The organism is Streptomyces sp. NPDC043738, assembly GCF_056436545.1.
Window position 1 is genome coordinate 48,282 of the sequence record NZ_JBWKCJ010000016.1, and the last position, 20,986, is coordinate 69,267.

The window sequence follows — 20,986 nt, forward strand, 5'->3', positions numbered from 1 at the left end:
GTAAGGCTTACCTGCTAACGATCGCGATTCGGTGGTCTCCCGCATGACTTCAGCCCTCGCCGCCCCGCTCGCCGCCCACCCCGTCGCCGATGCCTACGCCCGGCTCTTCGAGGTCTTCCCCGGTCTGCAGGTGACCGCCTGGGAGTCCGCCCCGCCCACCGGCGACGGCTGGGTGAGCGCGGCCGGGCTCGCGGCTGGCGGTGAGGCCCTCGACACCTTCCTCGCCTGGGACGACGCCCAGATCCAGCGGGACTACGGACAGCGCGGCCGGAACGACGTGATCGCCAGCTTCGCGCTGCACCGCTACGCCTGGCCGGCGTGCCTGCTGATCACCGTCCCCTGGTTCCTGCACCGCCGGGTTCCGGTGCTGCCCGTGCAGGACGTCTCCTTCCAGCGCGAGCTGGGCCAGATGGCGGTGCGCATCGGCGCCTTCGGGTGCCTTCCGGACGATCCCGCGGCGGCGCTGCCCGGCGCCCGGGTCGTCGCGGACGAGGAAGCGCTGCGCGCGGAGGTGCGGGCGGCGGTGGCCGGGCACCTCGAACCCGTGCTGGAAGGTTTCCGCTCCCGGATGCGGCGCGGGCCGCGGGCGCTGTGGGGCATGGCGTCCGACGAGATCGTCGAGGGGCTCTGGTACCTGGGGCACCTGCTGGGCGAGGAGCCGCGGGCGGTGGCAGAACTGGAGCTGCTGCTGCCGGGCGCCACCGCCCCGTACGTGGGCGGCGCCGGGTTCCGCACACTGACCGGCCCGAACGGCGAGGCGCTGCCGACCCGGGACCGCGCCAGCTGCTGCATGTTCTACACACTGCGCCCCGAGGACACCTGCGTCACCTGTCCGCGCACCTGCGACGCGGATCGCATCACGCGCCTCACGGCAACCAGCTGACCCCCACACCCCCCTTTCGGGGCACCGAATTCGAACTCGACTCGCCACTCCCACAAGGGAGTTCGACGAGACGTCCACGATCCGCCGGTCCCCGGACCTCCTTGGCGTTCTCTTGCTCCGAAACCCTCTGCACGAGGGGCCGACTCCGCCAGGATGTCGCGCGAAATCGCCTACCCCGAGGCAAGGGATCCCCACATGAGAAACACGGACATATCGCTGGACTGGATGGTTCCCGGCGCGCTGGCGCTCGGTGCCGTCATGGCCGCCGCGGCCCTGGTGGTACGCGGCAGGCGCGCCGCCGCCCAGGCCGGCGGCGACGACTCCTGGGAGCGCAGCGAGGAGCGCCGCCGCCGCAAGGAGGCCGTCTTCGCCTCCGCCTCCTATCTGTTGCTGTTCTGCTGTGCCGCGGTCGCCGCCGCGCTGTCCTTCCACGGGCTGGTCGGCTTCGGTGTGCAAAACCTCAGCCTCTCCGGGGGCTGGGAGTATCTGGTGCCCTTCGGGCTCGACGGTGCGGCGATGTTCTGCTCCGTCCTGGCCGTACGCGAGGCCAGTCACGGCGACGCCGCGCTGGGCTCGCGGCTTTTGGTGTGGACGTTCGCGGGCGCCGCGGCCTGGTTCAACTGGGTGCACGCGCCGCGCGGCCTGGACCACGCGGGCGCCCCGCAGTTCTTCGCCGGCATGTCGCTGTCCGCCGCGGTCCTCTTCGACCGGGCGCTCAAGCAGACCCGGCGGGCGGCGCTGCGCGAGCAGGGCCTGGTGCCCCGCCCGCTGCCGCAGATCCGGGTCGTACGCTGGCTGCGCGCGCCCCGCGAGACCTTCGCGGCCTGGTCGCTGATGCTGCTGGAAGGCGTGCGGTCGCTGGACGAGGCGGTCGAGGAGGTCCGTGAGGACCGACGCGAGAAGCACCTCAGCCGGCTGCGCAGACGCGAGCAGGGCAAGATCGACCGGGCCCGCATCAAGGCCATCAACCGGCAGCACCGGCACCGCTCCTGGAGCATCGGCCGGGGCGGCGGCCGCCAACTGGCAGTGACGTCCGCGTCGGCGGCCCCCGCGGAGGTCGCCGGCCCGGACTCCGCCATAGCCGGTGATCCGCCGTCACTCCCCACCGTAGAACTGCCCGTGCGCTCCCGCCCGGCCCTCAAGGCGGTATCGGGCGCTGACGCCGACGGCGTCGACGGCCCGGCCGGCCCGGCCGGCCCGCGAGCCGTGGACCTCACCGCCGAGGACGACACCCAGACGCTGCCCCGTCTGGACTCCCTCGAAGAGAAACTCGCCGAGATCGAACGGCAGTTCGGCTGACCGGTGGCGGACCGCGCCGACCGACACCCCCGCATTCGGGTCAGGCCGGTCCGCCGCCCAGCTCGAACCACACGCACTTGCCCAGCCCCTCGGTGCGAATCCCCCAGGCGTCCGCCAGGGAGCGCACCAGCATCAGCCCCCGGCCGGACGTACCGTCCGCCGTCGCGGCGCGTACCTCGGGGCGCCCGGACGCGCAGTCCCGCACCTCCACCCGCAGCCGGTCGCCGATCCTGGCCGTGACGACCGCTCCGCCCTCCGCGTGCACCAGGGCGTTGGTGACCAGTTCGCTGGTGAGCAGCGTCGCCACCTCCGTGAGCTCGCCGCCGCCGGCCCAGCGGCTCAATAACTGCCGCAGCTCCCGGCGCACCTCGCCGACCGCACGCAGGTCCGCATGCCGCACCTTGCGCTCCAGCACACCCGGCGCTCGCGCGACTCCCCCGCCCCGGCCCCCCTCGGTCGTCCCCTGCTGTCTGTCCCGTTCCTCGCGCCGCACAGGCTGACGCATTCTCTCCCCCGCCCCCAACGAACATCGGCGCCCGGTCTCGAACAGCCTCACGGTCAGCATGCCCATCGGATCAGTCGCCATGCTTCCGCCCTCGCGCCCGCTCGCCGTACCCGCGCGCCGGGTGCGCCGGGCCGGGTTGCGGTGGGTATGCCTGACCTGAGCCTGCCGTCGGTCCGGCCGGGCCCGGATGCGTCCACGACGAGCGTGAGGAGCCGCTGTGCACGACGACCGCCTGCTGGTGGAGGGGCGCCTGGAGCGGGCGCTGAGGCAGTTCATCCGGCCCGCGCAGTACGCCGCGCGACTGCCGCTGCGGCTCGCCGTATGGCATGCGCCGGGAGAACCAGTGCCGGTGGAGGAGGCGTTGCGGGCCGGGTACGAGCCGTTCACGGCCGGCGAACCGTGGGGCCCGCCGTGGTCGACGAGCTGGTTCCGGCTGGCGGGCGAGGTGCCGGACGAGTGGGCGGGGCGCCGGGTGGAGGCCGTCATCGACCCCGGCTTCAGCGGCGACGGGCCGGGCTTCCAGGCGGAGGGCCTGGTGTACGACTCCGAGGGGGTGCCCCTCAAGGGCATCCATCCGCGCAACCGCCATGTCCCCGTCGGCTCCCCGGCCCGCGGCGGCGAGGAGGTGCGGCTGCTGCTGGAGGCCGCCGCGAACCCGGCGGTGCTGCGCGACTTCCGTCCCACCGACCTCGGCGACGTGCGCACCGCCCCGGACCGCCCGCTGTACCGCTTCGCCTCGGCGGATCTCGCGGTACTCGACGAAGACGTCTGGCATCTGCTGCTCGACATCGAGGTGCTCTCGGAGCTGATGCACGAGCTGCCCGCCGACCGTCCGCGCCGGCACGAGATCCTGCGGGCCCTGGAGGACATGCTGGACGCGCTGGATCTGCACGATGTCGGCGCCACCGCGGCCGCGGGCCGGGCCGCGCTCGGCGACGTACTGAGCCGGCCGGCCGCCGCCAGCGCGCACCGGGTGTCGGCCACCGGGCACGCCCACATCGACTCCGCCTGGCTCTGGCCGCTGCGCGAGACCGTGCGCAAGGCGTCCCGCACCTTCGCCAATGTCACCCAACTCGCCGAGGAGTACCCGGAGTTGCTGTTCTCCTGCTCCCAGGCGCAGCAGTACGCCTGGGTCAGGGACCACCAGCCGCACATCTGGGAACGCATCAAAGCGGCGGTACGCGCCGGCAACTGGGTGCCGGTCGGTTCGATGTGGGTGGAGTCCGACGCCAACATGCCCGGCGGCGAGGCGCTGGCCCGGCAGCTCGTCCACGGCAAACGCTTCTTCCTGGAGGAGCTGGGGGTGGAGACCGAGGAGATCTGGCTGCCGGACTCCTTCGGCTACACCGCCGCCTTCCCCCAGCTGGCCCGGCTGGCCGGCGCGAAGTGGTTCCTCACCCAGAAGCTGTCGTGGAACCAGACCGACCGGATGCCGCACCACACCTTCTGGTGGGAGGGCATCGACGGCACCCGCGTCTTCACCCACTTCCCGCCGGTCGACACCTACAACGCACAGTTCCACGCCGGTGAACTCGCCCACGCGGAACGGAACTTCGCCGACAAGGGCCGCGCCACCCGGTCCCTGGTCCCCTTCGGCTGGGGCGACGGCGGCGGCGGCCCGACCCGCGAGATGCTGGAGCGGGCCCGCCGGCTGCGCTCCCTGGAGGGCTCGCCCCGCGTCGAGATCGAGGCGCCGGCCCGGTTCTTCGCGTCCGCCCACGAGGAGTACGGGGCGGCGGCGCCGGTCTGGTCGGGTGAGCTGTATCTGGAGTTCCACCGCGGTACGTACACCTCCCAGGCGAAGACCAAGCAGGGCAACCGGCGGTGCGAGCACCTGCTGCGGGAGGCCGAGTTGTGGGCGGCGACGGCGGCGGTGCGCGCGGGCCACGCGTACCCGTACGACGCCCTCGACCGCCTCTGGAAGACCGTTCTGCTGCACCAGTTCCACGACATCCTGCCGGGCTCGTCGATCGCCTGGGTGCACCGCGAGGCCCGCGAGACCTACGCGGCGGTCGAGGCGGAGCTGACCGCGCTCACCGAGGCCGCGATCGGGGCGCTGGGCGGACCCGAGGAGGCGACCTGGCCGCCGACGGTGTTCAACGCCTCGCCCTACGACCGGGACGAGATCGTCGAACTGCCGGCCCGGGCAGCGGGCCCGGAGCCGGACGGTCCCACCGCCGTCGCTGTCCACGTCCCCGCGCTCGGATCCGCCCCCCTCCGCCCGCCCGGCCCCGACTCCCCCACCCCGCCGCCCCCTCCCGTCCGGGCGAGCACCGACGCCCACGGCACCGTCACCCTCGACAACGGCTTCCTCCGCGTCCGCGTCGACGCCGACGGCCTGCTGGTCTCCGTACGCGATCTGCACGCCGGGCGGGAGGTCCTGGCGCCCGGCGCGCGCGGCAATCTGCTGCAGCTGCACCCCGACCACCCCAACCAGTACGACGCCTGGGACCTGGACCGGCACTACCGCAACCGGCACACCGATCTGACCGACGCCGAGTCCGTCGAGCTGCCGGCGTGCGGGCCGCTGTCCGCCACGGTCCGGGTGACCAGGGCGTTCGGCGCGTCCCGCAGCACCCAGGAACTGATCCTGCGGGCCGGCTCGCGCCGTCTGGACATCCGCACCGACGTCGACTGGCACGAGTCGGAGAAGGTCCTCAAGGTCGCGTTCCCCCTCGACGTGCACGCCGAACGGTCCACCGCCGAGATCCAGTTCGGGCATGTCCACCGCCCCACCCACACCAACACCAGCTGGGACGCCGCCCGCTTCGAGATCTGCGCCCACCGCTGGCTGTCCGTCGCCGAGCCCGGCTACGGCATCGCCCTGCTCAACGACTCGACGTACGGCCATGACGTCACCCGCACCCCGCACCCGGACGGCCTGGGCACCACCGTCCGGCTGACCCTGCTGCGCGCACCGCGCAGCCCCGACCCCGAGACCGACCAGGGCCACCACCGCTTCACCTACGCACTGCTGCCGGGCGCCGGGCCCGGTGAGGCGGTCGCCGAGGGCCTGGCCCTCAACCTCCCGCTCCGCACCGCCACCACCGCCCCGCCCGTTCCCCCGCTGATCCGCGTCGACCACCCGGCGATCACCGTCGAGACGGTCAAGCTCGCCGAGGACCGCAGCGGCGATGTCGTGGTGCGGCTGTACGAGTCCCGCGGCGGCCGCGCCACCGGCACGCTCTCCCCCGGTTTCCCTCTCGAACGCGTCACCGTGACCGACCTGTTGGAGCGCCCCCTGCACGACGAGGAGGAGGGACCGACCTCGGATGTGACGCTCGCCCTGCGCCCCTTCCAGATCCTGACGCTACGGCTGCGCCCCCACCCCGCGGCCCACGGCTGACGCGAGGAGACGCCCTACATCCGGGGGATGTTGCGCAGGTTGGAACGGGCCATCTGCAGCATCCGGCCGACCCCGCCGTCCAGCACCATCTTCCCGGCCGACAGCGCGAAGCCGGACACCATCTCCGCGCTGATCTTCGGGGGGATGGACAGCGCGTGCGGATCGGTGACGACGTCGACCAGTGCCGGCCCCTTGTGCGCGAAGGCCTCGCGCAGCGCCCCGCGCAGCTGCTTGGGCTTCTCCACCCGCACGCCGTGCGCGCCGGCCGCGCGGGCGATGGCCGCGAAGTCGGGGTTGCGGTTGGTCGTGCCGTACGACGGCAGGCCGGAGACCAGCATCTCCAACTCCACCATGGCCAGCGCCGAGTTGTTGAACAGCACCACCTTCACCGGCAGGTCGTACTGGACCAGGGTGAGGAAGTCGCCCATCAGCATGGCGAATCCGCCGTCGCCGGACATCGAGACGACCTGCCGCCCGCGGTCGAGGAACTGGGCGCCGATCGCCTGCGGCAGGGCGTTGGCCATCGAGCCGTGGCTGAACGAGCCGATCACCCTGCGGCGCCCGTTGGGGGTGAGGTAGCGGGCCGCCCAGACGTTGCACATGCCGGTGTCGACGGTGAAGACCGCGTCGTCGGCGGCCTCCTCGTCCAGGACGGCGGCGACGAACTCGGGGTGGATCGGGGTGCGCTTGTCCACCTTGCGGGTGTAGGCCTTGACCACGCCCTCCAGCGCGTCCGCGTGCTTCTTCAGCATCCGGTCCAGGAACGTGCGGTCGGTCTTCAGCCGGACCTTGGGGATCAGACAGCGCAGCGTCTCGCGGACATCGCCCCACACGGCGAGGTCGAGCTGGGAGCGGCGGCCCAGGTGCTCGGGCCGGACATCGACCTGGACGATCTTGACGTCGTCGGGCAGGAACGCGTTGTACGGGAAGTCCGTGCCGAGCAGGAGCAGCAGATCGCATCCGTGGGTGGCCTCGTAGGCCGCGCCGTAGCCCAGCAGCCCGCTCATGCCGACGTCGTAGGGGTTGTCGTACTGGATCCATTCCTTACCGCGCAGCGCGTGCCCGACCGGGGACTTCACCCGCTCGGCGAACTCCATCACCTCCGAGTGCGCACCCGCCGTGCCGCTGCCGCAGAACAGCGTGACCTTGCCCGCCTCGTCGATCATGCGGGCCAGCTTGTCGATCTCGGTGTCTCCGGGACGTACCGAGGGGCGCGCGGTGACCAGGGCGTGCTCGATGGCGCGCTCGGGGGCCTGCTCGGCGGCGATGTCGCCGGGGAGGGAGACCACCGCGACGCCGCTCTGCCCGATGGCGTGCTGGATCGCGGTCTGCAGCACCCGCGGCATCTGCCGGGGGTTGGAGATCAGTTCGCTGTAGTGGCTGCACTCGGTGAACAGCCGGTCGGGGTGGGTCTCCTGGAAGAAGCTCGTGCCGATCTCGCTGGAGGGGATGTGCGAGGCCAGGGCGAGCACCGGGGCCATGGAGCGGTGCGCGTCGAAGAGGCCGTTGATCAGATGGAGGTTGCCCGGGCCGCAGGAACCGGCGCAGGCCGCGAGCGTGCCGGTGAGCTGCGCCTCCGCGCCGGCGGCGAACGCCGCGACCTCCTCGTGCCGGACCTGGATCCACTCGATCGCGGAGTGCCGGCGGACGGCGTCCACCACCGGGTTCAGGCTGTCGCCGACGACCCCGTAGAGCCGCCGCACCCCCGCCCGCGACAGGATGTCCACGAACTGCTCGGCCACGGTCTGCTTCGCCATGTCGCGCTCGCTCCTTCGGCGGGGTGCGGGGTCGGGGCTCGGCTCCCGGGTCCCTCCCATGAACCCACGCGGGGCCCGGGTGCGCCTCCGGGAGGGTCCGTGGCGAGGGCCCTAGGACTCCCAGACCCCGACCGCCGTCCGGTCCTTCGTATGGCCCCGGGCGCGCAGTTGTGCGGTGGTGGTGAGGAAGGGGACCAGGCCCGGGGGCTCGGGGGCGGACCACTGGGCCGCCAGGCGGGCGGCGAAGTCGGGCTCCTGCTGGAGGGGTTCCGCCAGGCCGGCGCTGCACAGCAGCAGGGTGTCCCCCGGACGGCCGAACTCCGCACGGAAGCGGAAGGGCTCCGGCCGGTTGGTCGCGGCCGGCTCCAGGTCCTGCCAGGCGCCGTCGCGCAGCCGGAACAGTCCGCCCGCGCCGGCGCCGAAGAACACCCTGGTACGGCACTCCGGGTCGGCGGGCAGCAGCAGGCACCGCAGGGCCGCCGTGTAGTTCTCCGGCGCGGATCCCAGGTCCAGCGCCCGGGCGCGCAGCTTGCCGTAGGTACGGTCGGTGAGCCGCTGCAGTCCGGAGACGAGGGCGCCGCGACGGTCCGTACGGATGTCCTGGGCCAGTCGGGTGCAACTGCGGCCCACCGCGCCGCCGATCCAGGCGCAGGCGTCGTGTGCGGCGCGGTGGGCGCCCTCGGCGGCCGGCAGCCCGGTGGCGACGGCCACCAGGATCAGGGTGTGCCGGCCGGTGCCGAAGCGGGCGGTGAGCAGCGCGTCTCGGCGTGCCTCACCGCGGTAGCGGGCCAAGGCGCCGCGCTGCGAGGCGGCACGCAGGGTCAGCGAGCCGTATTGGGCGCCGTCCAGCACCGTGTCGGGCACCAGCTCGTCGAGCGCGCCGGGGTCGGCGGCGGGCAGCGCGACCGGCTCGGCGGCGGGCGACGACGGCACGCCCCAAGTGGGGGCGGGTGGGCGCGATCCCGGGCCGGTGGCCCGGAGCGGGATCGGCGCGGAGGGTGCGGGCGGCGGCGGGAGCGTCCGCGCGGGCGGTTCGGTCCGTGCGGGCGGGGCCGCCCGCCCCGGGGCCCCGACCGCCCGCAGCGCCGACTCCACCCGGTCGTCGAGGGTGTCCGAGGCGTCGGCCGGACCCGCGTCGCCCACGGCGCCGCGCCCCGGGGCTCCGCCGGCCGTGCCCTCCCCGCCGCCCTCCCCGTACAACTGCCGCCACCAGTCGTCCTCCTGGCCGCGTCGTGCCCCCTGCTGATTCATGGGCCGTATTGTTCCTGCGCGGTGGTCACCGAAACAGGGCGCGCATGGGCGTGCGTACCCCCGGCAAGCGCTTCGGGGCCGCATCCGGCAGGCTTGGGCCATGGAAGAGCGCAACGTACGGCCCGTCACGGGGGGTGCAGCCGGCGCATGAGTGCCTGGCAGCTGGTCGCGGTGGGGGCGGTCATGCTGCTCGGACTGCTCGGCGTGCTGGTACCCGGCATCCCGGGGCCGCTGATCGTATGGGCCGGTGTGCTGTGGTGGGCGCTGACCGAGACGACCACCGCGGCCTGGACGGTGCTGTTCGGCGCCACCGCCCTCCTGCTCCTCAACCAGGCGGTGAAATGGCTGCTGCCGGCCCGCGATCTGCGGGCCGCGGGCACGCCGTACCGCACGCTGTTCCTGGCCGGCACGGCCGGCATCGTGGGCTTCTTCGTGGTCCCGGTCATCGGCGGTCCGCTGGGCGCGATCGGCGGCCTCTACCTGCTGGAACGGCTCCGGCTCGGCGGCCACGGCGACGCCTGGGCCTCGACGCGCAGAGCCATGCGCGCCATCGGGCTGAGCGTGCTGATCGAGTTGTTCGCCTGTCTGCTGGTGGTCGGGGCGTGGACCGGGGCGGTGGTCGCGGGCTGAGGGACGGGCGCCGGGGGCCGCGGGCCGCCGCAAAGGACCGGCGGCGAGGGTCACCCGGCCCGGACGGCGCCGGCGTACCCGGCCGGCTCGGGCACCGCGTCCGGCTCCGCGCCCCCTGCGGCCCCGCCTCCCGGCAGCTCACCCACCGGGAGCAACCCGGCGCTCCACAGATGGTGCAGGGCGTACGCCCCCCAGGGCCGCCACGCCGCGGCCGCCCCCACCCGCTCCCGCGCCGCCCCGGTCCCCACATCCGGGTCGCCCAGGGCCCGCATCCTGATGTACGCGGCCGCGCGCGGGCCGACCCCGGGCAGTGCGGCCAGCGTCCGCTCGGCCGCGTCCCGGTCGGCGCCCGCGTCCAGCACGACCACCCCGTCGGCGAGCGCCGCGCACAGTGTCCGCACCGGCTCCGCGACCTCCCCGCCCGTCAGCTCCGCGGGCGTCGGGAAGAGGTGGGTGAGGCCGCCGTCCGCCGCGTCCAGCGGCTTTCCGTACGCCCGCACCAGAGCGGCGGCGCGCGTCGGCGGGCCGCCGAGCACGATCCGTACGGCCAGCTCCACGGGGTCCGCGGCACCGGGCGCACGCAGCCCCGGGCGCGCGGTCACCAGCGGCCCCAGCAGCGGATCCGGGCCGAGCCGCTCGGCGACGGCGTACGGATCGGCGTCCAGGTCGAACAGCCGGCGCATCCGCTGGACGGCCGTCGGCAGGTCCCGCAGGTCGGTCAGCCGCAGCCGGCACTCCAGCCACCCGCCGTCCGTCCCCCGCGCGGCCGGGCACACCAGGCCGGCCGGCGGCCGGCGCCGTCCGCGCGGCCCGGCGGGCTCGTCGACCTCGGCGATCCCGCTGCCGTAGTCGAGCCGCAGCGTGCGGCGGTACGTACGCGAGCCGCGGCCGCCGCGTATCTCCTCGACCCCCGGTACCGCCCGTACCTGAAGGAAGTCGAAGACCTCGGCCGCCGCGTACGGCCCGCGGTGGGCGAGCCGCAGCGGAATGCCGCCGAGCGCCGCCGGGCTCCCCGGCTCCGCTCCGGACCCGGCGCCTGCCCCGGCTCCTGCCCCGCTGCCGCGCCCGCGCCCGACCGCGGCCCGCAGCTCGCTCGGCGTCCCCGCGTAGATCTCCCGCATCGTGTCGTTGAACTGGCGGATGCTGGCGAAACCGGCCGCGAACGCCAGCTCGGTGACCGGCAGCCCGGTGGTCTGCAGCAGCACCCGCGCGGTGTACGCCCGGCGGGCCCGGGCCAGCGCCACCGGTCCGGCGCCGAGCTCGGCCGTCAGCTGCCGCTGCACCTGACGCGGGCTGTAGCCCAGCCGCCGGGCGAGCCCGCCGACGCCCTCCCGGTCGACCACGCCGTCCCCGATGAACCGCATGGCCCGGCCCACCAGATCGGCCCGCACGTTCCACTCCGCCGAACCGGGCACGGCGTCCGGCCGGCACCGGCGGCAGGCCCGGAACCCCGCCGCCTGCGCGGCGGCGGCCGACGCGAAGAACCGCACGTTCACCCGCTTGGGCGTGACCGCCGGGCAGCTCGGCCGGCAGTAGATACCGGTCGTCACCACCGCGAAGAAGAACTCCCCGTCGAACCGCCCGTCCCGACTGGACACCGCTTCGTACCTGGCCTCATCGTCCATCACACCCCCAGTGTCCGCCGCGCCCGGCGCCATGACTGGCGGGAATCGGACATGGCGTTCGGGGCCGGCCCACACCGGCCGGCCCCCGGGGGAGACAGCGCAAGGCCGCTCACCTCACCCCCGCGCTCCCCGCTTCCGCTCCCCCATGTGCCGCCCCAGGGCCTGCTTCTGCTTCCAGTCCCGCCGGATCTCGGCACGCAGCCGGGCGTCGGTCTTCGCCACGATGCGCTGGTTCTCGCGCAGCAGCTTCCGGTAGCTCTCCAGCCGCCGTACGGGCAACTCCCCGTGTTCCACCGCCTCTTGTACGGCGCAGCCGGGCTCGGCCTGATGGGCGCAGTCCTGGAAGCGGCACTCCTCGGCCAGCTCCTCGACGTCCGCGAAGGTCCGGGCGAGCCCGCCCTGCGCGTCCCACATCCCGACGCCGCGCAGGCCGGGCGTATCGATCAGCACCCCGCCGCCGGGCAGCGCATGCAGATCCCGGGTGGTCGTGGTGTGCCGCCCCTTGCCGTCCCGGTCGCGGATCGCCTGGACGACCTGCACGTCCTCGCCGACCAGGGCGTTGGCCAGCGTGGACTTGCCCGCGCCGGACCGCCCCAGCAGCACGGACGTCCCCCCGCAGAGCACGGCGGACAGCACGTCCAGCCCCTCCCCGGTCGCCGAACTGACCGCCAGCACCTGCACACCGGGCGCCACCGCCTCGGTGTCCGCCACGAGGTGCGCCAGTCCGTCCGGCCCCCCGGCCAGATCCGCCTTGGTCAGCGCCACGAGCGGCTCCGCGCCGCTCTCCCAGGCCAGTGAGACGAACCGTTCGATACGCCCGAGATCCAGCGCATCGGCCAGCGACACCGCGATCACCGCGTGATCGACGTTCGCGGCCAGGACCTGCCCGTCGGAACGCTTGGACGAGGCAGACCGCACGAACGACGTGCGCCGCGGCAGCAACGCCCGCACCACACCGTCGACATGGTCGCCCACCCGGCCGTTCTCCAGGTCGACGACGGCCCAGTCACCGGTGCACGGCACCCGCAGGGGGTCGCTGGTCGCCACCAGCGCGGTGTCGGCGAGCACCGTACGGACGCCGGCTCCCTCGGCCACGACGGCGTCCACCCGCCCGCGGTCCACGCGGACGATCCGGCCGGGCACGAACCCCTGCCCGGCGAAGGGGGTGAAGCTCTCCGCGAACCCCTCGTCCCAGCCGTAGCCGGTCAGGGGGTGCGCAGCGGAAAGGTTGAACTCGAACAACGGGATGACCCTTCAGGAAGAAGCGGCCCCGGCTACGCGCGCAACGTACGGATATCGCGCAACGCGCAAAGAAATACAGTGAAGTGACGTGAAGTCAGCCGGAGACCGCGGGAATGAGAGTGATGGTCTTCTGAATGCGGGCAGCGCCCACCGCAATGACAGTCATCAGTACTCACCTCCGGGATTCCTCAACGGCCGAACGACGGCAGAACGACGGAACAACGGCAGCTCCAGGCCACCGTCAGGAACGTCTCCGAGCCTAGAACAGCAGCGCGCGGCAGAGCCAACCCTTTTTTCAGCGAACACCCCGCGCCGCCCCGGCGTGGGCCGGCGACCGGCGCTTGCGTAATCCGCTGTGCGCCCCAGCGTGCGCCCAGCGCATCAAGTCGGCCATGCGCACTCTCTGCCCTGGTGCTCTCCCAACTGCTCTTCTGTGTCACATGATTCGTACGGATCGGACGAATCACGGCGGCAGCTGAGGAGAAGAGGAACGCCCTTGACGACACAGTCCGAAACCCAGGGCCGGGAGGTGTGGCCCGTCCGCAACTTCCTCGGCGGTATGCCGGAGGCCGTGCGCACCGAGCTGCTCCGGCTCGGTACCCGCTGCCGCTATCTGCCGCAGGAGATCCTGATACGCGAGGGCGACCGCTCCCACCATGTCGTGCTGCTGCGCTCCGGCTTCGTGAAGGTCACCGCCCGCCTGGACAACGGCCATGAGGCGCTGCTGGCCATCCGTGTGGGCGGCGACATCGTCGGCGAGATGGCGGCCATGGACGACGCCCCGAGGTCGGCCACGGTCACCGCCTGCGGAGAGGTGGTCGCCAGTATCGTCCGCGAGTCCGATCTGCGGTTCTTCCTCGGCACCCATCCCGATGCGGCGCTGACCATCGCGGGGATCGTCGCCCAGCGGCTGCGCTGGGCCAACCGCCGGCGCATCGAGTTCGGCGGCTATCCGGTCAAGGTCCGGCTCGCCCGGGTCCTCGCGGAGCTGGCGGATTCCTACGGCCACCCGGTGCCGCGTGGACTGGTCATCGGTGTGGACCTCACCCAGCCGGAGCTGGCCGCGCTCACCGGTTCCGCGGAGGTCACGATCCACAAGGCGCTCGCCGACCTGCGCAAGGACGGCCTGATCACCACGGGGTACCGGCGCACCACCGTGCTGGACCTGAGCCGGCTGCGGGAGGTCGCCCGGATGGGCCCGGCCGTTCCGTAACGCCCGCCACTACGGCCGAAAACCGTATTTCTACGACCCACTCGGTGTTTTCCGCCTCCGGCCGCACAGTTGACGCCCGACCTCGGTCAACTACGGCAGACAGGTGGCGAGAGCCCATGACATCGCAGCCCCCGGCCCAGTCCCAACCGCAGCCGCACACACAGGAGATCATCACCCGCCATCTGTGCATGGCGGCCGACGTGGAGAAGTACAGCCGCCTCGACACTCCGAGCCAGGAAGTCGTTCAGGCCGACCTGGTCCAGGTGCTGGAGGAGGCGGCCGTGCTCAGTGGCCTCGACCGTACGACCTGGTCCCGCCAGCCTCAGGGGGACCAGGAGTTCGCCGTGCTGCCTCCGGACACCCCGGAGGCGGTGGTGCTGGGCGACTTCGTCCGGCACCTGGCCGTCCAGCTGGGCGAGCGCAACGCCAACCGCGCCGAAGGGGACCGGATGCGGCTCCGGCTGGCGATCGACATCGGTGTGGCCCGCACCGCCGCACTCGGGTACTCCGGTCCCGCCCCGATAGCCGTGGCCCGGTACCTCAACGCGCCCCAGCTGAAGCGGGTGCTGGCGGCCATGGACTCGACCGACCTCGTGGTCATCGTCTCCGACCGGCTCTACCAGGACGTCGTGCGGCTGCGGGGGCAGGGCCTGGACCCGCAGCGGTACGTCAGCGCGCACATCCGCCAGAAGGAGTTCAACGGCTACGGCTGGATCCACGTACCGGAGCACGGCCCCGAGGAGGTGCGGCCGCTGGTCGCCGACCCGGAACCGGACGGTGCGACGAGCGGCACCGGGCCCGCGCCCACCAACCTCGTGGAGCGGATCGACGGCGGCGTCGTCCACTTCGGAAGCGGTGACGCGGCCAACACCATCGAGAAGAAGTACTACCGGTGATGGAGGGGCAGGCGGTGGACGACACCACCGGCTCCGCCGACGAACCCGTGGACGAGCCGGTGGACGACGGGTTCGCGGATCCGTCCGGCGACTTCGACGACGAGGAGGGACGGCAGCCGCAGGACCGGTCCGAGGAGGAGCTCGCCGAGCAGGCCGACCACATCCGCCGACTGCGCCGGCAGGGCCTGCGTGCGCCGTTCGTATCGGGCGGGGTCGCCGGCTTCGGCGCCGGGGATGCCGCCGGGACGATCAACAAGCACTACTACGGCACGGCTCCGCAGGACGTCCCGTTCGACGGACGGGTCCCGGGGGGCGACCTCGACCGGCTGCGGGAGTTGTATGTGGAGCCCCGCTCGCACGGCGAGCTGCGCAAGCTGCTGACGCTCCACGGTGTCGCGGTGCTGCGCGGGGCGCCCGGTTCCGGGCGCTACACCACGGCGCTGCTGACCGCGCAGGAGGTGATGGACGCCGACGTCGTCTACCTGGACCCGGAGGCCGACCTCAAGCGGCTGCTGAACAAGGACCTGCCGTCCGGCGGCCTCCAGCCGGGCCGGGGCCATGTCGTCGAGGGCGACGGCAGGCCCTGGGCGTCCGCGCTGCGCGGACAGCTCCTCAACCGCCTGCGCGCCGAGACCTACCGGCGCTCCCCACTGGTGATCATCGTCGACGACCAGGTGCCGGTCGACGGGCTGGACGACCATGTCGTCGAGCATCCAAACACGGAGGACCTGCGGTTCGAGGTGCTGACGCGGCATCTGACGGTCCTGCTCGACGACCGGCCGGAGGGCGCTCGCAAGCTCCTGGAGCACGAGGCCCTGGTCGAGGAGTTGCGCGGCCGCACGTCCATGGCGGAGATCGCTCGCCTGGCCCGCCAGTTGGCGCAGGGCGAGCGGGACGGCCACGACACCGACCGGATCGTCCAGGGGCTGAACGCCCGGCTGCGCGCCAGGGCGGAGCGGCTGCTGCGTCCGCCGGCGCCGTCCGGGGACGGCGGGGCGGGCAAGGTGCCGGTCTCCCTGTGGTCCCGGGCGTTCCTGCTGGCCTGTGTGGTGCTCGACGGGACGCCGCTGAGCCGGGTCAGCCGGGAGTCCCATCGGCTGGCGGAACTGCTGCACGGCGTGCGCTCGCCGTCCTCCGTGCCGGAGATGCCGCTCTTCCAGGAGAGCCTGAAGGACTGGCTGGACGACTCCGACGTGGAGTTCACCGACCGTGAGGGCAACACCGTCGGGGCCCGGCACCCGGAGTGCCGGGTGCGGGTCAGTCAGCGCGGTCTCGGCGAGGCCGTGCTGGAGGTGCTGTGGCACGACCACAGCGGGGCCCGCCGGCCGCTGCTGGAGTGGCTGGACGACCTGGTGATCCGGGGCGAGGAGGACATCCGGGTCGCGGCGGCCCAGACCGTCGGCCTGCTGGCCACCTTCGACTGGACCTACATCCAGGAGGAGCCGCTGGTCCGCTGGGCGACCGACAAGGGCGAGCACGCCGCCCGGCGGCGGTTCGCCGCGGCGTGGGCACTGGAACGGGCGGCGAACGACGACATGCTCGCGCCCCGGGTGCGGCGGCTGCTGCGGAACTGGTCCCGCAGGCGCGACTACCAGGCGTGCGCCGAGGCGGCGTACGGCACCCAGATCGGCGTGCTCTTCCCCGCCGAGGCGCTGGGCAATCTGGAGAAGATCGCCCAGACGCAGCAGAGGAGCGTACGCGCCGCCATCCACGAGATCTACGCCGCGGGGTCGCGGACCCAGACCCTGGAGCGGCTGGCGGACTGGTCGCTCTCACCGCACTACCGGCTGCGCGACGACGCCGCCATGTGTCTTCAGCAGCTCAGCCGGTTCCGCGGCGAGCTGGCGATCACCGGCTTCCTCAAGGAGCCGGTTCCGCGCGGGCACCTGCTGCGGCTGACCCGGAACGTGCTGCTCAGCCGCGACCTCGCCATCTGGCGGCGGGGCTGGGACACCCTGCGGCTGTGGGTGGAGCGGACCGCGGACGAGCCGGGGCTGGACACCGCGCTGGCGGAGTTCGTCGCCGAGCTGCCGCCCGACACCGACGACCCCTCGGACCGCCTGCGCGAGCGGTTCCTCTTCTACCTGCGGCTGTGGGAGCACCAGGGCGTCGGTGTCGACGCGGCCGCACACATCGCTTCCCTTGTCACCGAAAGGTGGTCGATATGACCAGCACCTCGCGTCGTGGCCCGCTCACCTGGCTGCGCGCCCTCATCGGGCGCGGGCCGCAGGCCGCCGCCCCGCTCTTCGAATCCGCGGAGGTGCACGTCCCGGAGCTGCAGGCGGCGCACCAGGAATCCACCGTGTCGTTCGAAACCCCGGCCCGAGGCGGAGGATTCGACTTCCAGGTCGAGATCCGCTGCGACTGGTGCGCCGAGGGGCGACTGGACCAGGGCACGCTGAGCCGCGCCATCGACGGCTACCGCGCGACGATGCCGCAGCTGCTCACCGAGCGGGTCCGGGACATCGCCGGCCGGTACGCGCCGTTCCGTGTGGAGGAGGCGGAGCGCGCCGTCAACGACGCCCTGCGCGAGGGTGAGTGCTTCGAGAACGGGCTGGTCACGTGCCGCACCACGGCGATTCTCAAGCCCGCGCCCGAGGTGCTGGAGCAGCAGCGCAGGGCGGCACTGGAGATGCAGCAGATCGAGCACCGCTACGCCAAGTCCGCGCTTCAGGTGCGGTTGCTGAGCGAGGTCGCCGAGCAGTGGCGGGAGTTCCTGGCCGGCGGTCTGGCCGGGGTGCGGCACGACGACGAGGCCAGTTCCTGGCTCACGCCCTGGGCGGTGCTGCTGGCGGAGCAGCCGGACAAGGCCGCCACCGAGGTCGGCAGCATGTTCCGGCTGCGCCAGGAGCAGTTCGACCGGTACGTCAAGCTCCTGGGGCGGCAGCACAAGGAGTACGAGGCGCGCGATCTGTTCGAGTTCGTCGCGAAGAACGAGCAGCAACTCGGCCATGCGATGCGGCTCTTCGGGCTGGCCCTGCCGGGCGAGGACGGCTCCGGCGAGGGGCCGGCCGAGCCGCTGCCGCGGCCGGCCCGGACCTGAGCGGCCTCGGGGCGGCTCAGGCCAGCAGCGGACCGGCGAGGAAGGAGAGCCCGGCGGCCACTGCCATCAGCCCCGTCCAGACCACCCCCCGGGCGATGTACCGGTGCTTGGCCATCACCACTCGGGCCAGCACCGGGATCAGCTGCCAGATCTCCGCCCGCTCGCTGTCCTCGTCCGGCGGTGGGGGGCTGCCGTCGGCGGCGGCCAGCAGCGGCAGGCTGAACCGGTTCGGCGCGGGGGGCGGCCCCAGCCGGGGGCGGAGCGCCTGGACGACGCAGTACACGGCCGGCAGGAACGCGGCCACATGCAGCACGAGCAGGGCGACCGCCACCCCGGCTCCGGGGCCGCCGCGCCCCCAGGCCTCCCGCACCACGCCGCCCTGCGGGATCGCGGTGGCCGCCAGCGCCACCTGGACGGCCCCGAGTATGCCGACCTTCGTGTCGGCGAACTGGGCCGACGCCTGGAGCGAGGTGTAGACGGCCAGCCCCGACCGGAGGCCGGCGGCGCCGCCCCCGTCCTCGCCGGAACCTCCGGCGGTGCGGGGGGCTGGGGGAACGGAGCTGGACACGGAAACCTCCTGGCGCCGGGTGGTCGAAGGCTCCCAGTAACTCCCCTGGCGTGGCCCGACAACAGTCATAAATGCGGATTCCGCTCACTTTTGGAGAGCCCAGCAATGCCCCTGACACGCATATCCCCCCGCCGCTTCGTCGCCCTGGCCCTGACCATGACCGCGGTCATGGCGGGCAGCGGCTGCGGCGCCTTCGACATGCCCACCGCACAGCCCTGCAACTGGCTGGCCGGTGTCTCCGACGACGCGGGCAGCGCCCGCAAGCAGACCGTCGTGCTCGTCGACCGCAGCTCCTCCACCCGGCCCGGCAAGGCCACCGCGGCGACGGCCCGGGTACCGGACTGGGCGGCCACCCTGCTGGCCGCCCCTGGGCTCGCGCTGCCGGAGCTGGAGGGCGGACTGCTCTCCGTCGCCGGCTTCGACGGCACCAGGGCCACCGTGGACTGGCAGGTGGACCGGGTCTCCGTCACACCGGCGAAGGGCAACGAGACGCTGAAGGAGGACCGGCGCGACGCCCGGCGCGGCTGCCTGGAGAAGCGGCTGCGGCAACTGTCCGCCACGGAGCCGGGCGCCGATCGCACGGACGTGCTCGGTGCCCTCGCCGCGGCCGCCGACCAGCTCGCCCCGGGCAAGGGCCGCCGCCGGATCGTGATGGCGACCGACGGACTGGCGAACACCGGCTGCACCGACCTGCGCTCCGCCGGGTTCGACGGCGTGCCGGAGATCGAGGCCATCGTGCGGCGCTGCCGCACGGCGGGCGAACTCCCCGCCCTGAAGGGCGCCGAGGTGAGCCTGGTCGGCATCGGCCGCACCGCCCGGGGCCAGGCCCCGTCGTCGCCGCAGACCGCCTGGCTCACCTCGCTGTGGACCCGGCTGTGCGAGGCCTCGGGGGCCGCACGGTGCAAGGTGTCCGCCACCGCCCGGTCCCACGCGGCCGGAAAGCACACCGGGGCCGGGAAGAAGGCCGGCCAGGGCGAACCCGAGGTGGCCTTCCCCGCCGTCTCGGAGCGGCCGGCCGGCCGGGTCACCACCCTCACCCTCCCCGGCTCCGTCCTGTTCGCCACCGACAGCGCCGAGCTGTCCGCGGCGGCCCGCAGCACGCTCGACGACGTCGCACGCCGGGTGCGGGAGCTGCACCCGCTGTCCGTCGCCGTCTTCGGGCACACCGACTCGCGCGGCAGCGAACAGCACGGCCGGCAGCTCTCCCTGGCCCGCGCGAAGGCCGTACGGTCCGCGCTCGTCCAGCGCCGGATCGCCGTCGCCTCGGTGCGCGGCTACTCCGACGACCGGCCCAGCTGCACCCCCGAATACCGCGACGGCGTACCGGACTACGCGGCCATGGCCTGCAACCGCCGGGTCGAGGTCGCCGTGACGGTGCGCCGATGACCGGCTCCCGGGCCGCCATCCGACTCCCCGACGCAACCCGGCTCTGAAGCAAAGGACTCCTCCATGTCCCACAACCACCGAGGCATCCCCTGTCACCACGGGTGCGGATGCGACATCCGGCACCTGGTGAAGGGCGCCGAAGAGGGCCCCGAACGGGAGCCCGAGCACCTGGACAACGGTGAGATGCGGATGCTGCTGCGCGCGGCCCGCGAGGTCGCCGAACTCGTCGGCCAGAACCGCGACCAACTCGCCGCCGCACGGGCCCGCACCATCGACGCCCACGCCAGAACCGAGGAGACGCTCCACTCCCTGGCCCGCTTCGAGGCCGCCGCCTCCCTGCGGACGGCCCGGACGGCCCACGAGGCGGTCCAGGCCCGCCACGTGGCGGACGGGGCCCACGACCGGCGCCGCCGCGAGATGTGGATCCGGGTGCTGCGCTGGCCGGTCATCGGTGCCATGGCCGTGTTCGACGCGTGGTACTTCATGCGGGTCTTCCAGTACCTCACCGTCAGCGAGGCGGACGTCTCGCTGATCGAGCAGACGGTCTCCTTCCTGCCGGGTGTCGTGCTGGCCCTGGCCCTGATGCTGTCCGGGCACGCCATCGCGGCTCCGCTGCACCGGATACGCGAACGGCTGCACGCGCTCCGCGAGCGCCGCCCCGTCCTCGCGCTGCTCGGCTCGCTCGCCCTGCCCGCCCTCTACCTGGCCGCCGTGCTGTTCACCGTCACCGTGTGGGCGGTGCTGCGGGCCCGCGACACCGGAGTGGAGGAGGGGGCGATCGAGGGCGCCCGGTACGCGCCCGGATGGGTCGCGGTGCTGATGCTGGTGCTCGCGATCACCGCCGTGGCCATGAAGGTCGTCGCGCACAACCCGTACGCGGACAGCGCCGCCGAGGCCCGCCGCGGTCTGCTGCGCACCCGGATGACGTACGCCTGGCTGGTGGGGCGGACCGGCCAGGCCCTGCGCGAGCACGAGCAGGCGTGGAGCGACCTGTGCGCGCTGCGGGACGAACTGGCCTCCCACGTCCGGTTGGAGAGCATGCGCGTCTGGGAGGCGGCCATCCTCACCGCCCGTATGCTGCACGGCCAGGCCGGTCCGACGCCGCCCACCCCGGCGCTCCCGGGCGACGGGCCGGTGCAGGCTCCGACGACGGCCTTGATGGCGCCGCTCTTCGCCGGTGTGGTCGAGCCGCCGCCGGAACTCGGCCCGCTGGTCGAGGCGCACCGCATCGCCCTCACCTGCGCCCCGGCCGAACTGCGCCTGCGCCGCGCCGAACTGATCGGCCGCATCGACCGCCAACTCGGCCCGGCGCAGGCGGTGTGAGGCGCCGAGCGGCCCACTT

At 73.4% G+C, this 20,986-nt stretch carries 16 protein-coding genes; 10 read left to right on the forward strand and 6 right to left on the reverse strand.

Features of this window, described 5'->3' with window-relative positions; all coding sequences use genetic code 11:
• The first annotated feature begins 43 nt into the window (after nucleotides 1-43).
• Together AC0680_RS21405 and AC0680_RS21410 are read left to right on the forward strand one after the other, a co-directional pair.
• Nucleotides 44-883 carry a (2Fe-2S)-binding protein gene (locus tag AC0680_RS21405; protein ID WP_478631029.1) on the forward strand — a complete coding sequence of 280 codons (840 nt, stop codon included), beginning with the start codon at nucleotides 44-46 and terminating at the stop codon, nucleotides 881-883.
• Nucleotides 884-1,078: 195 nt separating this feature from the next.
• Nucleotides 1,079-2,182 carry a DUF2637 domain-containing protein gene (locus AC0680_RS21410; protein WP_478631031.1) on the forward strand — a complete coding sequence of 368 codons (1,104 nt, stop codon included), beginning with the start codon at nucleotides 1,079-1,081 and terminating at the stop codon, nucleotides 2,180-2,182.
• A gap of 40 nt (nucleotides 2,183-2,222) precedes the next feature.
• Here the strand turns inward: AC0680_RS21410 and AC0680_RS21415 are convergent, their stop codons facing one another.
• The gene (locus AC0680_RS21415) at nucleotides 2,223-2,582 is read right to left on the reverse strand and encodes an ATP-binding protein (protein WP_468978912.1); all 360 of its coding nucleotides are present in this window, start codon (nucleotides 2,580-2,582) and stop codon (nucleotides 2,223-2,225) included.
• A 322-nt stretch (nucleotides 2,583-2,904) separates the two neighbouring features.
• On the opposite strand from AC0680_RS21415, the gene AC0680_RS21420 reads away from it, so the two are divergent.
• The gene (locus tag AC0680_RS21420; RefSeq protein WP_478631035.1) at nucleotides 2,905-6,033 is read left to right on the forward strand and encodes an alpha-mannosidase; all 3,129 of its coding nucleotides are present in this window, start codon (nucleotides 2,905-2,907) and stop codon (nucleotides 6,031-6,033) included.
• Between the two features lie 14 nt (nucleotides 6,034-6,047).
• Here AC0680_RS21420 and AC0680_RS21425 read toward each other — a convergent pair whose 3' ends face one another.
• Complete coding sequence (locus AC0680_RS21425) at nucleotides 6,048-7,790, reverse strand: pyruvate dehydrogenase (RefSeq protein ID WP_478631037.1); 1,743 nt, start codon at nucleotides 7,788-7,790, stop codon at nucleotides 6,048-6,050.
• 111 nt (nucleotides 7,791-7,901) lie between these two features.
• Nucleotides 7,902-9,041 carry a protein phosphatase 2C domain-containing protein gene (locus tag AC0680_RS21430; RefSeq protein ID WP_478631039.1) on the reverse strand — a complete coding sequence of 380 codons (1,140 nt, stop codon included), beginning with the start codon at nucleotides 9,039-9,041 and terminating at the stop codon, nucleotides 7,902-7,904.
• Nucleotides 9,042-9,188: 147 nt separating this feature from the next.
• Here AC0680_RS21430 and AC0680_RS21435 point away from each other — a divergent pair, with 147 nt between their 5' ends.
• Nucleotides 9,189-9,671, forward strand: coding sequence for a DUF456 domain-containing protein (locus AC0680_RS21435; RefSeq protein ID WP_478631042.1), 483 nt, complete (start codon nucleotides 9,189-9,191; stop codon nucleotides 9,669-9,671).
• Between the two features lie 50 nt (nucleotides 9,672-9,721).
• On the opposite strand, the gene AC0680_RS21440 is transcribed toward AC0680_RS21435, so the two are convergent.
• Nucleotides 9,722-11,296, reverse strand: coding sequence for an AlkA N-terminal domain-containing protein (locus tag AC0680_RS21440; protein ID WP_478631276.1), 1,575 nt, complete (start codon nucleotides 11,294-11,296; stop codon nucleotides 9,722-9,724).
• 114 nt (nucleotides 11,297-11,410) lie between these two features.
• The gene (gene rsgA / locus AC0680_RS21445) at nucleotides 11,411-12,538 is read right to left on the reverse strand and encodes a ribosome small subunit-dependent GTPase A (RefSeq protein ID WP_478631045.1); all 1,128 of its coding nucleotides are present in this window, start codon (nucleotides 12,536-12,538) and stop codon (nucleotides 11,411-11,413) included.
• A gap of 496 nt (nucleotides 12,539-13,034) precedes the next feature.
• Between rsgA and AC0680_RS21450 the strand changes: the two genes are divergently transcribed.
• The 4 genes from AC0680_RS21450 (at nucleotide 13,035) to AC0680_RS21465 (ending at nucleotide 17,690) form a co-directional block, all read left to right on the forward strand.
• On the forward strand, nucleotides 13,035-13,751 hold the full coding sequence (locus AC0680_RS21450; protein ID WP_478631047.1) for a Crp/Fnr family transcriptional regulator: 717 nt from the start codon (nucleotides 13,035-13,037) through the stop codon (nucleotides 13,749-13,751).
• A gap of 116 nt (nucleotides 13,752-13,867) precedes the next feature.
• Nucleotides 13,868-14,647 (forward strand): hypothetical protein, encoded by a 780-nt coding sequence (locus tag AC0680_RS21455; RefSeq protein WP_478631049.1) that lies wholly within the window; start codon nucleotides 13,868-13,870, stop codon nucleotides 14,645-14,647.
• Entirely contained in the window at nucleotides 14,644-16,815 is a 2,172-nt protein-coding gene (locus tag AC0680_RS21460) for a hypothetical protein (RefSeq protein ID WP_478631051.1), read from the forward strand. The genes AC0680_RS21455 and AC0680_RS21460 overlap by 4 nt, the downstream gene beginning before the upstream one ends.
• A complete protein-coding gene (locus AC0680_RS21465) occupies nucleotides 16,812-17,690 on the forward strand; it encodes a hypothetical protein (RefSeq protein WP_478631052.1) in 879 nt (292 codons plus the stop codon). The genes AC0680_RS21460 and AC0680_RS21465 overlap by 4 nt, the downstream gene beginning before the upstream one ends.
• 16 nt (nucleotides 17,691-17,706) lie before the next feature.
• Here AC0680_RS21465 and AC0680_RS21470 read toward each other — a convergent pair whose 3' ends face one another.
• Nucleotides 17,707-18,258: a Pycsar system effector family protein gene (locus AC0680_RS21470; RefSeq protein ID WP_478631054.1), complete on the reverse strand. Its 552-nt coding sequence runs from the start codon at nucleotides 18,256-18,258 to the stop codon at nucleotides 17,707-17,709.
• A gap of 105 nt (nucleotides 18,259-18,363) precedes the next feature.
• Between AC0680_RS21470 and AC0680_RS21475 the strand changes: the two genes are divergently transcribed.
• Together AC0680_RS21475 and AC0680_RS21480 are read left to right on the forward strand one after the other, a co-directional pair.
• Nucleotides 18,364-19,644 carry an OmpA family protein gene (locus AC0680_RS21475; protein ID WP_478631055.1) on the forward strand — a complete coding sequence of 427 codons (1,281 nt, stop codon included), beginning with the start codon at nucleotides 18,364-18,366 and terminating at the stop codon, nucleotides 19,642-19,644.
• Between the two features lie 63 nt (nucleotides 19,645-19,707).
• On the forward strand, nucleotides 19,708-20,967 hold the full coding sequence (locus tag AC0680_RS21480) for a hypothetical protein (protein WP_478631057.1): 1,260 nt from the start codon (nucleotides 19,708-19,710) through the stop codon (nucleotides 20,965-20,967).
• Nucleotides 20,968-20,986 lie beyond the last annotated feature (19 nt).